Here is a 14,005-nt window from a genome sequence, read left to right as displayed (position 1 = left end):
GGAGGAGGCTGCTGGCGATGCCGTGTCGAAAGGTCTAAGGTGCGGCGGCGATCGGGAGTTGGGCAATGGACAAGGTGGACACCACCGCATTGCTTGCGTCCGCCAGCCCGGCAGGCCGGGCCGACGCGCCGCGCGTACGCATCGGCGGCTGCCGCGTGGAAGCCGACCTCGACCGCGTCGTGCTGCCCGACCGCGAAGTCGCGCTCGAGCCCAAGGCGATGGCCGTGCTGATGTACCTGGCGCGCCATCCGGGACACGTGGTCAGCGCGAGCGAGCTGATCGAAGCGGTGTGGCAGGGGCGGCCGATGGGCGACAACCCGGTCTACCGCTGCATCGCCCAACTGCGCCGCGCGCTCGGCGACGACGCCCGCGCGCCGACCTACATCGCCACGGTGCCGACCAAGGGCTATCGCCTGATCGCGCAGGTCGAGCCGCTCGGTCCGCTGACGCCGCCAAACTCGTCCGACGGGCGGGAAGTGCACCGGGACGTCGTGGCGGACCGGCCGGGCGTGCGCAGGCACGGCCGCGCGTGGCGCCTGGCGCCGCTCCTGCTCGTGCTGCTGGCAGCCCTGGCCGTGCTGCTCGGGTGGCGCCGCAGTGCCGCACCGGTGCCGGTCGCCCGGCCACCGCCCACGCTTGCCGTCCTGCCGTTGCAACCGGCGGCCACCGACGAGGACGGCGTGCTGCTGGCGCAGGGCATGACCGACCTCCTTCGGCACCAGCTCTCCCGGCTGCCGGGTCTGGTCGTGGTCGCCGGCACCTCGACCGCCGGCATGGCCGATCCCGGCGTCGCCCCGCGTTCGGCAGGCGATCGCCTCCACGCGCGCTACCTGCTGCGTGGACAGGCGACGCGGGCGCCGGGACGGCTGCGGGTGGCGCTGCAGCTGGTCGATGCATCCTCCGGGCGGCGGCTTTGGACCGCCACGCTCGACCGGCCGGTGACCGAGCTGGCAGCCATCCGCAACACCGTGCTTCGGGACGTGGCCGGTGCGCTGCACCTGCGGCTGGACGCCAAGGCCAGGGACGCACCGGCCGATGGGTTGCGCCTGGATGCGTACGCGGTCTTCACGCGCGGCCGGCAGCGCCTCGCCAGGGGCGACGCCGCCAACGCCGCGGAAGCGGCCGAGCTGTTCCGCCGGGCGACCATCCTGGAGCCGGGGTTCGCCCGTGCCTATCTGGGGTTGGGCCAGGCCCTCCTGCGGCAGGCCGATGTGGCGATGACACCGCCGCCCGGAACGATGGCGGAGGCGCGCCAGGCGATCGACCGGGCGCTGGCGCTGGACCCCATGCTGGGCGAGGCATGGGCTGCGCGGGCACGCTTCGCGCGCGATCCGGCGGAGGCCGATGTGCTGTATCGCAAGGGCCTGGCGCTGGCGCCCAACGACGGTCCCGGGTATGCGCACTACGCCGGCTTCCTGTTCCGCCAGGCGCGCGTGGGCGAGGCGATCGAGACGATCGAACGCGCGCGGCGGATCGACCCGCTCGATCCCGAACTGTGCCTGACCCAGGCGTTCCTGGTCATGGTCGTGCGCAGCGACGTTGCCGAGCACGACCGGCTCGTGCGCCAGGCGCTGCGGATCCGTCCGCACTACCCGCCGGCGCTCTACCAGCTGGCCTACTCCAAGTGGGAATACAGCGGCGAGTTCGCCGAGGCCGCGCAACTGGTCGAGCAGGCGATCGCGGCCGAGCCGCGCTCGCTGGAGGCGAGGGCGCTGGCTCGCGACATCTACCTCGACCTCGGCGACCCGGCGGCGGCGCGATCCGTGCTCGGCCCCGATGCACCGCTGCAGGCGACGGTGGAACTCGCCCAGTACCGAGGCGACCGGCTGGGCGCGGCCGGTGCGCTGGGGGCCCTGCCGGCCGGGCAGTGGTCCGACCAGGGCCCGCAGGCCGCGAAGGCGCAGGCCGTGCGCGATGCGGCCGTGGTGACCGGGCGATGGCGGCCCACGCTGCGCCGCCTGCAGTCGGTGCAGGACGCACACCACAACCCGTTGCCGATGGCGTACCGCGGCTACGCACTGGTGTACGCCCATGCGCTGGTGCTCGACGGCCAAGCCGGGAAGGGGCGGCAGCTGGCCCGTTCCACCCTTGCGCTGCTGGATGCGCACGGCATCGGGCGCGCCCGCCACTGGTTCAGCCGCGAACGCGCCGCGGCGTTCGCCGTGCTGGGCGACGATGACCAGGTGCTGCAGGAACTGCGCTACAGCGTCGAGAACGGCCAGCTCTACCGCTGGTGGTACCTCGCCGGACACGACCCGCTCTACGCGCACCTGCGCACCGATCCGCGCTTCCAGGCGCTGGACCGGATGGCACGGGCGCATCGCGAGCGGCAGCGCGCGCTGCTGGAGGCGTGGCGTCGCGACAACGGCCTCCCGGGCGGCGGCATGGCCGGTGTCGAGCGCGGCCCCTGAGGTGCAAAAAAGGAGGCGGCTCCGCCGCCTCCTTCGTCTTCCACGGAGATGCTTTCCGGTCGCGCGTCAGCGGCCGCCGTGGCCGGTGCCCGACGCGGTGGTCGCGCTGGCCGTGCCAGCGCCGACCGCGGCCTGCACCGCGGCATGGGCATCCAGGATGCCTGCGCCGATCGAGGCGCGTCGCGACGGCTTCACGCTGGGCGCATAGGCAGTGCTCTGCAGGATGTTCAGCACCGCGCTGGGCGTCAGCAGGGACTGGCCGGAGGCCAGGCGTGCGCTCTGCATCAGCGCCACCGCGCCGGCGACGTGCGGCGTGGCCTGCGAGGTGCCCGCGTAGCCGCCGTAGGTGCTGTCGTTCGGCACCGGGGTGGTCTTGCCGCTGTTGAGTGCCTGCCAGATGAAGCCGTCGTTGGACTGCGTGCCGCTGCTGCCGTCGTTCTCGTAGACGCCGCCGCCGGGGGCCGCCAGCTCCACGGCCGAGCCGTAGTTGGAGTAGTAGGCGCGCCGGCTGGTGATGCCGGTGGCGGCCACGGTGATCACGCCGGGGCAGCTGGCCGGCGAGAAGCGGGACGCATCGGCGTTGGAGTTGCCGGCAGCGACCACCGCCACCGCGCCGAGGCTGTTCGCCTTGGCCACGGCCAGGCCTTCCGGATCGGTCGACGAGCAGGTGCCCGAGCCGCCGAGGCTCAGGTTGATGACCTGGGCCGGGTGGGTGTTGTCGGGCACGCCGTCCACATGGCCGCCGGCCGCCCACACGATGGCGTCGCTGATGTCGCTGTCGTAGCCGCCGCAATGGCCCAGCACGCGTACCGGGAGGATCTTCGCGTTGTAGGCGATGCCGGCCATGCCCTGGCCGTTGTTGGTGAGCTCCGCGCCCGCCGTGCTGGCGACGTGGGTGCCGTGCCAGGAGCTGTCCTCCGGCGGATTGCTCGCATTGGTGCATGCGGAGAGGTACGGCTCGGTGGTGGTCCAGTCGCCCAGGTCCCAGCCACCGGGCGCGCGGCCGTCGGTCGACCGACCCGAGACCAGCGAGTCGGTGATGAGGTCGTAGCCGGCGTCGGCCAGCGAGGTGTCCACGTCCACGTGGCTGGTGATGCCGGTATCCAGCACGGCGATCACGATGCCGGTGCCGTCAGCCAGGTCCCAGGCGCTGTTGACGTTGCTGCCGCCGTAGTCGGGGTGGCCGAACGCGGTGACCGAACCGTCGGGCGCCTTCAGGTCCCACTGGTAGTTGCCGTAGTAGGTGTCGCTCGGCACGAAGGTGGCCGGCTGCAGCGACCTGGGCGCGGCGATGTCGCGCACCGGGTGGCGCAGCACGTCGGGCGCGACGCTGGCCACGGCCGGGTCGGCGGCGATCTGCTTGATCAGCGCGACCGCCTCGGCCTTGTCGAGCTTGCGCGACGTGCGCACGAGGTCCGACCCGACGGCGAGCTTGCGCTGGTAGATGGCGCGGGGCGCGGCGCGGCCGGCGGCCGCCTGCGCCAGGCCGGCGCGGCTGATGGCGGCCTGGATGTTCTGCGCGGCCGCGGCGCGATCGGCGCGTTCGGTGCTCCCCTCGCGATAGGTGACGATGAAGCGGTCGTACTGCCCGCCGTCACTGAGCGAACTGATGTTGTAGCGGGTGCTGGTCGGCGGCGCGTCGGCGGCATGGGCCGAAACCGAGAGCGCAAGAGCGATGGAGGCGCCGAGCAGCGCCTTGAAGCCAAAACGATGGTGCATGCGTGATCCTCTGACGGTGGCAGCGCGTTCACGGCTGCCGCAGGTGGAGGGCAGGATGCGGATCTTCCGAAGATGGACTGCAATCCCCCGATGGCACCCGGCCCCGACGTCGCTGTCGGCCCCTACCGGGTGGTGGTTCGACCGTAGGCAGAATCGCGTTGCGGATCCGTGAATCCGCCCCGCAGAAAACGAGGCACGGATCACGATCCGACGCCTGGCCGGATGGACGTCCGAAGCCGAAGGGCTCTGGTTTCCTCACCGCGTGGTCAGCCGCATGGTCCGGCACCCGCCGACGCCCTCGGGATGCACGACGCGGCCGTGCCGGATTCCGGGCAGGCAGCCGCCGTCGGGACGACGAATGCGGGCCGGCGTGCAGCGGTTCGCGCGCATCCGCCGCTCGGCGCTCATCGCCGGGCGGCTGAGGCGATCCATCCGCGGTGCAACGGCTACGCGTGACCACCATGGACAGCAGCCCGAAGCTGCACTCGAGCCGCTACAGCAGGGGCGTTCTGCGACTGCTTGCGCACGGCGCGGCGAGCCTGGGCGGCAGACGGCCACCGGCAGGAGACGCGTGGCCCGGACACGTCGAAGGCCGGACAGGCCGGCCTTCGACGGAGGCACTACATGGCTCAGTAGCGCGGGCCGGTGTTGAGGTTGGTGCCGGTGCTGCCGCGGGTGGCGCCCAGGCCTGCGCCGGTGCCGGTCGAGATGTCCTCGGCGCCGTGGCGTTCGAAGATCGCGCGGGCGCGATCGCGCTCGGCCATGTCCTCGGTGTGCACGGTCACCAGCGCGCGTCCCTCGCGCACGCGCTCGTCGTAGTGCTTGGCCTCCACTTCCGGGATCCCCAGGCCGATCAGCGCGCCGACGATGCCGCCGGTGGCGCCGCCGATCGCTGCGCCGCCGAGCGCGGCCATGATCGGGCCGGCCGCGATGAATGGGCCGATGCCGGGGATGGCGAGCGTGCCGATACCCACCAGCCAGCCCAGGCCCGCGCCGACGCCCATGCCGGCGACGCCCCCGGTGGTGGCGCCTTCCGGTGCCTTGGTGTTCTGCTCGGTGGCGAATTCGCGCGTGCCGCGGCGATCCTGCATCAGCACGGAGATGTCGTTGCCGGAGAAGCCGGCGTCCTTCAGGTCGCTGACGATCTCTTCGGCGTTGTCCTGGCCGGCGACGGTACAGAAGACGGATGCGTACATGGGTGTTCTCCTCAATCGGTATCGGTGTCGATGTCGAGCTGGTTGTCGACGCGCGTCACGCCGCGGACGCCGGCGACATCCCGTTCGACGCGTGCCTTCTCCTGCGCATTGGCGACCGGTCCGCGCAAGGTCACCACACCGCCGTTGGCGACCACCTTCACGTTGTGCGCCTTCACCGAAAGACTGTCGTCGTGGACGATGGCCTGGCGCACCCGCGCCACCAGGTCGACTGCGGCGGAGCTGTTGGATTGCTTCATGGGCGTGACCGCGGCATCGCTGCGGTCGCGGCGATTCATGCGGGAGTTGTCCGCCTTGGGACTGGCGGTGGACTGCCCCGCGGTCGAAGCCGAGGCCTGCTGTGCGGGTGTGGCCGGTTGCCCGAAGGCGACGGTGCTTGCCACGAGGGCCGCGAATGCGCCCATGGCCAAAGGGGTGGGCAGTGCGAGCTTCATGCGTTTCTCCTGCGTGGGGCGATACGGCCGCGGCCGCTGTAGGCGGTCTCCGGCCGCGGCAGATCACGCTAGGAAACCGGTGGTTAAGCGAGGGTGTCCCTGCGGTGAGGCGGATTTGGGGACCGCCGTGAGGGGCTCCGCCGGCAGACGGGCTCACAACCGCCAGCCGGCTTCCGGGCATTTACCGTGCCGAGTGCACGCGGTTGCAAGCGTGTGCCGCTTTCACGCCAGGGGGATCCGATGAGACTGCGCGCACCTGCCAAGGCGCCCTTGCTGCGCTCTTCGTGGACATCTACGGCGAGCGGGTCGAGATCGGGAAGGACGGCCGCCGAACGCTGCTCTGCTTCTTTCGCCATGCGGCTTACGCATCCACGATCTGACCAACCGCTACCCGGCGCTTGGTGCGCTCGGCCTGGACATCGTCGCCGTGTTCACCTCCACCCGAAGCGGTGCAGCGTTTCGTCACGCACAAGCCGCGGCCCTTCGCCGTCGTGGCGGACCCGACCTCACATGCGCACGAGGTCTACGGCATCGAGCGGTCGCTGTGGCGCAAGCTCAAGGGCATCGTCACCCGTGTGCCGAGCATGGTCAGAGGGTTGCGTATCGTTGGCCTGGCGGGCCTGAACACGACCAACCTGATGCCGGCGGACTTCCTCATCGACGAGCAGGGCAACCTGGTCGAGGCCTACTGCGGCGGCGATGCCGGCGACCGGATCCCGTTCGAGCAGGTCGAACGTTTCCTCGCGCGGGGCCTGCACGTGCCGGCGAGCCGCTCCGCAACCACCGCACAAGCGCAGGTGTAGGAGCAAGCCGCGGGAGCCGTTCCACCGGGTGCATGCCGGTCTCCGGCAGGCCACGGGATGGAGCGGCCGCGTTCGGTCCGGACGCCGTTGGGCTTGCATACATGGAAGAACCATGTATGGTGGCGCCATGTAACGACGCAGCCGGACCCTGGGTGATGCCATGGAAATCAGCAAGGACCTGATGGCCGCTTCCTCGACGCCGATCGTGCTGGCGATCCTGGCCGAGGCGGACAGCTACGGCTACGCCATCCTGAAGCGGGTGCGGGAGCTGTCGCGAGGGCACATGGAGTGGACCGACGGCATGCTCTACCCGGTGCTGCACCGGCTCGAGCGGCTGGGCCACATCGAGGCGCGCTGGGAGGTCGCCGAGAGCGGCCGTCGTCGCCGGTACTACCGGATCACTCCGAGCGGGCGGGACCAGCTCACCCTCGAGCGGCGGCAGTGGGAGGCGGTGGACGCCACGCTGCGCGGCCTTTGGCACCTACTCGCCCGCGCCGCGCCGGCCCTGGCTCGCTGAGGAGGGCGCCGACATGTCGATTCCGGGCCAGGCGGTGTCGCTGGAACAGCAGATCGCGCAGTGGCGCAGTTACCTGGGGCGTCGCCAGGCGATTCATGCGGTCGACCTCGTCGAACTGGAGGATCATCTGCGCGAGCAGATCGCCGCACTGGGCGCGGCCGGCCTCGCCGACGACGAGGCCTTCCTGGTGGCGGTCAAGCGCATGGGCGATCTCGATGCGCTCTCGCGGGAGTTCGCGCGCGAGCACTCCGAGCGGTTGTGGAAGCAACTGGTGGTGCCGCGCAGCGAATCCGGCGGTTCAGCGATCCCGTGGCTCGACGCGATGGTCGCCTTCGGCCTGGCCGTGGCGGCTGCGGTGCTGGTCAAGCTGCCGGCGCTGTTCGGGCTGCGGCTGGACACCGACGCCGATGTCTATGCGCGCAACGCGAGCCTGTTCGTGCTGCCTCTGCTGACGGGCTATTTCGCCTGGAAGCGCCGGCTGTCGCCGGCCATCGTCCGCTGGTTGCCGCTGGGCTTCGTGGCGGCACTCCTTCTCGCCAACGCCTACCCCTTCGCAAAGGGCGGCGACACCGGGATCCTCGCGGCGCTGCACTTGCCGATCGCGCTCTGGCTGGTCGTGGGCATCGCCTACGCCGGCGGTCGCTGGAGCCAGGTGGCCGGGCGCATGGACTTCGTCCGGTTTTCGGGCGAGCTGTTCATCTACTACACGCTGATCGGCTTCGGCGGCGCGGTGCTGATGGCGTTCACGGCCATGGTCTTCGCGGCCATCGGGATCGAGGTCGAGCCCTTTTTCCAGTCATGGCTGCTGCCGTGCGGCGCCGCCGGTGCGGTGCTGGTCGCCTCGTGGCTGGTGGAGGCCAAGCAGAGCGTGATCGAGAACATGGCGCCGGTGCTGACGCAGCTGTTCACGCCACTGTTCGCGGCGGCGCTGATCGCGTTCCTGGGAGCCTGGCTGTGGACCGGCCGTGGCGTCGACATCGAGCGCAACGTGCTGATCGGCTTCGACCTGCTGCTGGTGGTGGTGGTCTGCCTGCTGCTCTACTCGATCTCGGCGCGGGACCGCCACGCGGCGCCGGGCTTTTTCGACGTCATGCGGATCGTACTGGTGGTGAGCGCCTTGCTGGCCGATGCGGTGGCGCTGTCGGCGATCGCCGCGCGGATCTCCGAATTCGGCTTCAGCCCCAACCGGGTGGCGGCGCTGGGCGAAAACGTGATCCTGCTGGTCAACCTGGCCGGGTCGGCCGTGCTCTACCTGCGTTTTCTGCGCGGCCGCGCCTTGTTCTCCGACCTGGAGCGGTGGCAGACGAACTACCTGCCGGTCTACGCAGGGTGGGGGGCGCTCGTCGCGGTCGTGTTTCCACCCGCCTTCGGCTACCTCTGACCGCGGTTGTCTCCGCGCATCGTCGTGCCGGCGTTCGCCGGCACACCGGACGGTCCCAACGGCGCGCTACTTTCGCGCGGCTGCCCGCTTCGCGTTGACCGGAGGGCGAGGCGGAGGCGCACCCGGGTGGCCTGCCTCGCGCACGGAGAAGGACGCCTTGGTGTAGCTGGGCGTGGGCTCCGTTCCGGTGGCGGCACGCGTGCCGCCATAGATGTTGTGGATGTCTGCCAGCGAAATGGGGCGTGTGGCATGGGTCATGGCGCTTCCTGGACGTTGGCGGAGAAGAGGGCCAGGTGCCAGCGAGCCCGTGCGACCGACAATGCGCCCCCGGCCGTTAGGAAAGAGTAAGCGCGCCTCGCCGGCGACCGCGAGCCTGGCCGGCAGCGTGGTACTCAGGCCTTGGCCAGGCGATCGGCCTCGATATCGGCCACCACGCGGTTGCGCCCGGCGCGCTTGGCGCGGTAGAGCGCGGCATCGGCTTCCGCGTGGAGCCGCTGCACGTCGTGGCCGCAGGTGTCGGTGCAGGCCAGTCCGAGGCTGGCAAAAACCGGCACCAGGCGCCCGTCCTGCGCCAGCGGGCTCCGTTCGAGCGCGGCGCGGATGCGATGGGCGATGGCCATGCCGCGGTCGCGCGGACAATCCTGCAGAAGGATGCCGAATTCCTCTCCGCCGAGGCGGCCGAACAGGTCCGCAGGGCGCAACTGCAACTGGCAGACGGCAACCGCATGCCTCAGTACGGCGTCGCCCACGGCATGACCGTGGGTGTCGTTGATCTGCTTGAAGTGGTCCAGGTCCAGCGCGATCAGGCAGGCGGGAGCGGCTTTTCTTTCCAGCAGCCGGAGCGTCCGGCCGGCCTGGCCGATGAAATGCTGGTGGTTGAAGATGCCGGTGAGGCCGTCCAGGCGCGACAGCTTCTTGAAGCGCAGTTGCGAGCGCTTGAGCCGGTACAGCCAGAACACGATGGAGACGAGCGTCACCAGCAACAGCAGGTTGTAGAGCCGGCCGGTTTCCACCGCCTTGCTGTCCAGGGCCTGGCGCAGCCGCAGGAGGTTGTTCTGCCTGCTCAGCGCTTCGGTCTCCAGCTCCCTGGACAGCACCTGCTGCTGTACGGTCTGGTAGGCCAGGGCACGGGCGCCGATATCGTCCAGGTAGCCCTTGTCCTGCGCGACGTAGCGTTCGTGGTAGTCGAGCGCCGCCTGCGTGTGGCCCCGCTTCTTTTCGATCCGGTAGAGCACCCCGTAGGCGTCGCGCAGCCATTCGCCGATGTCGTCCGGATGGCCCATGGCCACGGCGGCCAGGGCCGCCTTGCGGGCGTGGTCGTCGTCGCCCAGCGCCGCGTAGGCCTGCGCCAGCATCGTCCGCGAGGACAGCATGTGCTGGTAATAGCCGTTGGTGCGGATGCCGGGCGCGAGTCGGCGGAGCAGGTCCAGCGCTACACGGGGATGGCCCTCCTCCAGGTGCAGGCTGCCGACCACCAGCCACAAGGTCTCGGCGAAGACCGGCTGCCCGGCCGCCGTGCAGGTCGCGATCGCCCGCTGCAGCTCGGGACTGGCCGAGCTCAGGCGCTTGGCGTTGTAGAGCGCGGTCACTTCCATGGAAAGCGGGTTGCACAGGGTTTCGCCGGGCGGAAGGGTGTCCTGCATCATGCGCGCGTAGCGGATGGCCAGGTCGTTCTGCCCTGCGGAGGTGAGCGACTGCGACAGGTTGGCCAGCACGGTGAAGCGGGCCAGCCTGTCGTGGATCTTCGGCAGGTCCGCGACGAGCCGGCTGGCCAGCGTGAAGGCCTCCTCGTAGCGTCGGTTGAGCCCCAGGTTGTTCATCAGCAGGGCTGATGCCTTGGCCGTCAGGGTGGCATCCCCGGAGCGCTCGATGACCTCGCGCAGCCGCACTTCGGCCTCCGCGTAGTCGCCCTGGAAAGAGGTCTGCCATGCATCCAGGTAGCGCAGGTGCCATTGTTCGCCGGGCGTCAGGCGGGGTGCCTCGCGGTGGATCTGCGCCAGCATGCCGACGAAACGCGGGTGATCGCGCGTGCGCAGCTGTTCGGCCTGTTCCAGGAATGCCGCCGGATCCGCTATGGCCGCGGCGGACGGGCGGACCAGGACGAGCGGGCAAGCTGCCAGGCACGCCAGTGCGCGCCACAGCCACCACCGATGCACCGACCGCCGCACGCGAGCCACCTATCCGGGTTGCGAGGGCTGGCCGGGCTCGGGTGCTGGCGGGAGGTCGGCCTGGTCCTGTCCGCTCCCGTCGTCCTCGTAGCCGTGCGTCTGGGTGCTCTGGGGCGAATGCATCGGCTTGTGCCCGAGCTCTTCGCAAAGCGGGGCGTCGTCGCCCGAGGCCGCGGCGGCCTTGAGGGCCTCCGTCGCCTCCATGTGCCGCAGCAGTTCGACCAGCTCCCTGGGCGGGGCCCTGCGCAGCGAGGCGGTGCGACCGATCATCTCCAGCAGTTCGAGCGTGTCTGCCATGGGCTGCGTCGTGATCTTGGTGGACGCCGTCGGCCGCGTTCGGTACTGCCGGCGACGGGGTGGGAACGAGGGTCGGCCCGGCTCTACCGGGTCGGCACGGCATCCTCGAGTGGCTGTTCGCGATGCTCGCCAAGCGCCTGCAGCCGCTCCCGCATCGCCAGGTTGGGCTGCAACGGGATGGCCGGCGGCAGCACCACGGTTTCCTCCGCGGCGAGCGGGACGTGGGGCAGGTCGCGCAGGGCGAGCCGGCGGATCTGCGGCCGCTGGATGGGCAGGGTGGCGCAGCGGTAGACGATCAGCTCGTGCTCGAGCGGGTAATCGCGACTCAGCAGGTCGACCAGCACCTGCCGGTGCGTCGCGCCGGTGGCGAAGCGCTTGAGCGAGAGGTCGCCCACCAGCCCGACCTGCCACAGCACCAGGTAGCCCGCCGGGTCGATGCGCCGCTCGTAGAGAAGCAGCTGGCTGGCCTCGAAATGCTGGCAGCCGAAGCGTCCCGGGTCGATGCCGAGATCGGCGTAGAGGCAGTCCTCGGCGGAAATGCCCGGTTCCATGTGCGCCTCGTAGCCCTCCGCGCGGGCCACCCGGATCGCCTCGTGCGGCGACCAGGCGAAGACGCCGGGGTGCCCGTAGAACACGCCGCACACGGTCTTGCCGGCACGCACCTCGGCCATCATCACCTCGACCCACTGCCGGTACGTGCGCATCCGCGACTTGCCTTCGCGGTAGTAGGGCTGAAGGCTGCGCACGTCCGGATGCATGCGTTGCAGCCACATCTCCACGATGCCGTCGGACAGCGCCGCGAACACCACGTCGGCCTGTTCGATGTGGCTACGCGCCAGGGGGGCGAGGTGGGAGCCCAGGGTCATGCCCAGACCCACGCAAGCCAGGCGGCCGCGGCGACCGTTTTGTGAAGGTGCGGTTGACGTTTCCATCACGCGATACTAGCAACCGGGGCGTGCCGTCGGGCGACTCGCGCTCGACCGCAGGCGGCTACGGGGCCCGCGCGGGGCCTTTCCTTTTGTCCTGTAGCAATCCGTCGTGCACGCGCGTATCGTGCGCGCGCGCATGCTTGCGAGCATGCGCAGTTGCGTAGGCGCCTCACCGGCTCCTTGCCGTCGCGGCGTCTCACGGGGGGACGCGGTCACCTAACCGAACGGACGAGCAGGAGACCGGCCATGAAAACTCGATTGCTCATCGCCATCGCGGCGATGACGTTTGCGACGTGCGCGCTGGGGGCCACGCCGACCACCCTCAAGCTCCAGAAAGGTGCCACCACGGTGCCCGCGACCACGCCCGTGGGCGGTGCTCCCTTCGCCAGCCTGGAGCAGGATCCCGGCATGAGTGCGGGCGATGCCGACTCGGGCGAGGACGAGGAACTGGGCCAGGAGCCGGTGGTGAACCGCACCATCGCCCACGGGCATGCGGGCCTCAACCACATGGGGCACGGCTCGCGGGCGAAGTCCAATCCGCAGTTGGCCGGCGGCTTCGACGGTCTCGACTTCTACGACCAGCGCTACGCCAACGGCGGCAACCAGTTCTCGGTGGAGCCGCCCGACCAGGGCCTGTGCGCCGGCAACGGCTACGTGCTCGAAAGCGTCAACGACGTCCTGGCGATCTACGACCGCGCCGGCCACCAGCTGGTGGGTCCGGTCGACCTCAACACGTTCTACGGCTATCCCGCGGCGATCAATCGCACCACCGGCGCCTACGGACCGAGCATCACCGATCCGACCTGCTACTACGACGCCGATACGCGGCGCTGGTTCCACGTCGTGCTCACCCTGGACCGGGTCGGCACCACCTCGTCGCTGTCGGGCACCAACCACCTGGACATCGCGGTCAGCCAGACCGCCGACCCGACCGGCGCCTGGACCATCTATCACCTGCCGGTCCAGAACAACGGCACGCAGGGTACGCCGAATCACGGCTGCAACGGAGGGTTCTGCCTCGGCGACTATCCGCACATCGGCGCCGACGCCAACGCGATCTTCCTGACCACCAACGAGTTCGCGCTGTTCGGTTCCGGCTTCTACGGCGCGCAGATCTACGCCATCTCGAAGCGGGCCCTGGCCGCGGGCGCGGCCTCGCCCAACGTGGTGCTGTTCAACGCCGGCGATCCGAGCGTGCCGGCACCCGCGTTCACGGTGTGGCCGGCGATCTCCTCCGGCGGGCAGTACGCCGGCGCGCACGGCGGCACCGAATACCTGCTCAGCTCCGACGCGGTGTTCTACGACTCGGGCACCTCCGACACGATCTGGCTGTGGTCGGTTTCGCACACCAGTGCGATCGACACCGCGCCGATGAGCCTCACGCTGGACGTCTCGCCGGTGAACGTGCAGACCTATGCCGTGCCGAGCAGCCTGGCGCAGCAGAAGCCCGGCAGTACGCCCCTGCGCGACTGCTTCGCCACGCCCGGCTGTGCGCCGACCTATCTCGGCTATCCGAACATCGTCTATCCGGCGCCGCGCCCGATGGCGGTGAACGACTCGCGCATGCAGCAGGTCAGCTTCGCCAACGGCAAGGTGTGGGGCACGCTGGATACCGACGTGCTGCTGGGCGACGGCAGCCATGGTTCGGGCATCGCCTATTTCGTGATCGATCCGAAGTCGGCCGGCGTGTTCGCCAACGGCACGCTGTCGTTGCCCGATGCGAACCTCACCTACGGCGCCGCGGCCGTCACGCAGAGCGGGAGGGGCGTGATCGCCTTCACCGTGGTGGGGCCCAACGACCATCCGAGCGCGGGCTATGCCGGACTGGATGCGCTGCAGGGCGCCGGCGACGTCCACATCGCCAAGGCAGGCGCCGGTCCGTGGGACGGTTTCACCGGCATCCCCTACCTGGCCGGCAACCGGCCGCGCTGGGGTGACTACGGTGCGGCCGCGGCCGAGGGGAACACGATCTGGCTCGCCTCCGAGTACATCGCCCAGTCGTGCACGCTGGCCGAGTACCTGACCCCGCCGCTGTTCACCTGCGGCGGCACCCGCGGTGCCCTGGGCAACTGGGCGACGCGCATCTCGAAGATCCAAATGTAGGACCGACCTGGCGGGCGCGACGGGGACCC

Annotated in this window: 11 protein-coding genes; 5 read left to right on the top strand and 6 right to left on the bottom strand. The window is 70.3% G+C overall.

Annotated features, from left to right (window positions below):
- The first annotated feature begins 65 nt into the window (after positions 1-65).
- Positions 66-2,411 (top strand): winged helix-turn-helix domain-containing protein, encoded by a 2,346-nt coding sequence (locus WAT24_RS10465; RefSeq protein ID WP_336807808.1) that lies wholly within the window; start codon positions 66-68, stop codon positions 2,409-2,411.
- Between the two features lie 66 nt (positions 2,412-2,477).
- On the opposite strand, the gene WAT24_RS10460 is transcribed toward WAT24_RS10465, so the two are convergent.
- The 3 genes from WAT24_RS10460 to WAT24_RS10450 all read right to left on the bottom strand — a co-directional run bounded on the left by WAT24_RS10460 (position 2,478) and on the right by WAT24_RS10450 (position 5,778).
- Entirely contained in the window at positions 2,478-4,130 is a 1,653-nt protein-coding gene (locus WAT24_RS10460) for a S8 family peptidase (RefSeq protein ID WP_336807807.1), read from the bottom strand.
- Positions 4,131-4,759: 629 nt separating this feature from the next.
- The gene (locus WAT24_RS10455; RefSeq protein ID WP_336807806.1) at positions 4,760-5,326 is read right to left on the bottom strand and encodes a hypothetical protein; all 567 of its coding nucleotides are present in this window, start codon (positions 5,324-5,326) and stop codon (positions 4,760-4,762) included.
- 11 nt (positions 5,327-5,337) lie between these two features.
- Positions 5,338-5,778 carry a BON domain-containing protein gene (locus WAT24_RS10450; RefSeq protein ID WP_336807805.1) on the bottom strand — a complete coding sequence of 147 codons (441 nt, stop codon included), beginning with the start codon at positions 5,776-5,778 and terminating at the stop codon, positions 5,338-5,340.
- Positions 5,779-6,227: 449 nt separating this feature from the next.
- Here WAT24_RS10450 and WAT24_RS10445 point away from each other — a divergent pair, with 449 nt between their 5' ends.
- From WAT24_RS10445 to WAT24_RS10435, 3 genes are all read left to right on the top strand, one after another.
- The gene (locus WAT24_RS10445) at positions 6,228-6,581 is read left to right on the top strand and encodes a hypothetical protein (RefSeq protein ID WP_336807804.1); all 354 of its coding nucleotides are present in this window, start codon (positions 6,228-6,230) and stop codon (positions 6,579-6,581) included.
- A gap of 160 nt (positions 6,582-6,741) precedes the next feature.
- Complete coding sequence (locus WAT24_RS10440) at positions 6,742-7,098, top strand: PadR family transcriptional regulator (protein WP_336807803.1); 357 nt, start codon at positions 6,742-6,744, stop codon at positions 7,096-7,098.
- Positions 7,099-7,111: 13 nt separating this feature from the next.
- Positions 7,112-8,479, top strand: coding sequence for a permease prefix domain 1-containing protein (locus WAT24_RS10435; RefSeq protein WP_336807802.1), 1,368 nt, complete (start codon positions 7,112-7,114; stop codon positions 8,477-8,479).
- Positions 8,480-8,871: 392 nt separating this feature from the next.
- On the opposite strand, the gene WAT24_RS10430 is transcribed toward WAT24_RS10435, so the two are convergent.
- From WAT24_RS10430 to WAT24_RS10420, 3 genes are all read right to left on the bottom strand, one after another.
- Entirely contained in the window at positions 8,872-10,647 is a 1,776-nt protein-coding gene (locus WAT24_RS10430; protein ID WP_336807801.1) for a tetratricopeptide repeat-containing diguanylate cyclase, read from the bottom strand.
- A 9-nt stretch (positions 10,648-10,656) separates the two neighbouring features.
- Positions 10,657-10,944, bottom strand: a complete 288-nt coding sequence (locus WAT24_RS10425) for a hypothetical protein (protein ID WP_336807800.1) — start codon at positions 10,942-10,944, stop codon at positions 10,657-10,659.
- 83 nt (positions 10,945-11,027) lie between these two features.
- Positions 11,028-11,876 (bottom strand): SAM-dependent methyltransferase, encoded by an 849-nt coding sequence (locus tag WAT24_RS10420; RefSeq protein WP_336807799.1) that lies wholly within the window; start codon positions 11,874-11,876, stop codon positions 11,028-11,030.
- Positions 11,877-12,119: 243 nt separating this feature from the next.
- On the opposite strand from WAT24_RS10420, the gene WAT24_RS10415 reads away from it, so the two are divergent.
- Positions 12,120-13,976, top strand: a complete 1,857-nt coding sequence (locus WAT24_RS10415) for a hypothetical protein (protein ID WP_336807798.1) — start codon at positions 12,120-12,122, stop codon at positions 13,974-13,976.
- Positions 13,977-14,005 lie beyond the last annotated feature (29 nt).

Source organism: Fulvimonas yonginensis (assembly GCF_037137055.1).
GTDB lineage: Bacteria > Pseudomonadota > Gammaproteobacteria > Xanthomonadales > Rhodanobacteraceae > Frateuria_A > Frateuria_A yonginensis.
Note: the sequence above shows the minus strand (reverse complement) of the source record. Positions and strands in the feature narration are given on the sequence as shown.

Coding starts and splice junctions, on each gene's coding strand:
- WAT24_RS10465 (WP_336807808.1), top strand. CDS start 66: ATGGACAAGGTGGACACCACCGCATTGCTTGCGTCCGCCAGCCCGGCA.
- WAT24_RS10460 (WP_336807807.1), bottom strand. CDS start 4,130: ATGCACCATCGTTTTGGCTTCAAGGCGCTGCTCGGCGCCTCCATCGCT.
- WAT24_RS10455 (WP_336807806.1), bottom strand. CDS start 5,326: ATGTACGCATCCGTCTTCTGTACCGTCGCCGGCCAGGACAACGCCGAA.
- WAT24_RS10450 (WP_336807805.1), bottom strand. CDS start 5,778: ATGAAGCTCGCACTGCCCACCCCTTTGGCCATGGGCGCATTCGCGGCC.
- WAT24_RS10440 (WP_336807803.1), top strand. CDS start 6,742: ATGGAAATCAGCAAGGACCTGATGGCCGCTTCCTCGACGCCGATCGTG.
- WAT24_RS10435 (WP_336807802.1), top strand. CDS start 7,112: ATGTCGATTCCGGGCCAGGCGGTGTCGCTGGAACAGCAGATCGCGCAG.
- WAT24_RS10425 (WP_336807800.1), bottom strand. CDS start 10,944: ATGGCAGACACGCTCGAACTGCTGGAGATGATCGGTCGCACCGCCTCG.
- WAT24_RS10420 (WP_336807799.1), bottom strand. CDS start 11,876: ATGGAAACGTCAACCGCACCTTCACAAAACGGTCGCCGCGGCCGCCTG.
- WAT24_RS10415 (WP_336807798.1), top strand. CDS start 12,120: ATGAAAACTCGATTGCTCATCGCCATCGCGGCGATGACGTTTGCGACG.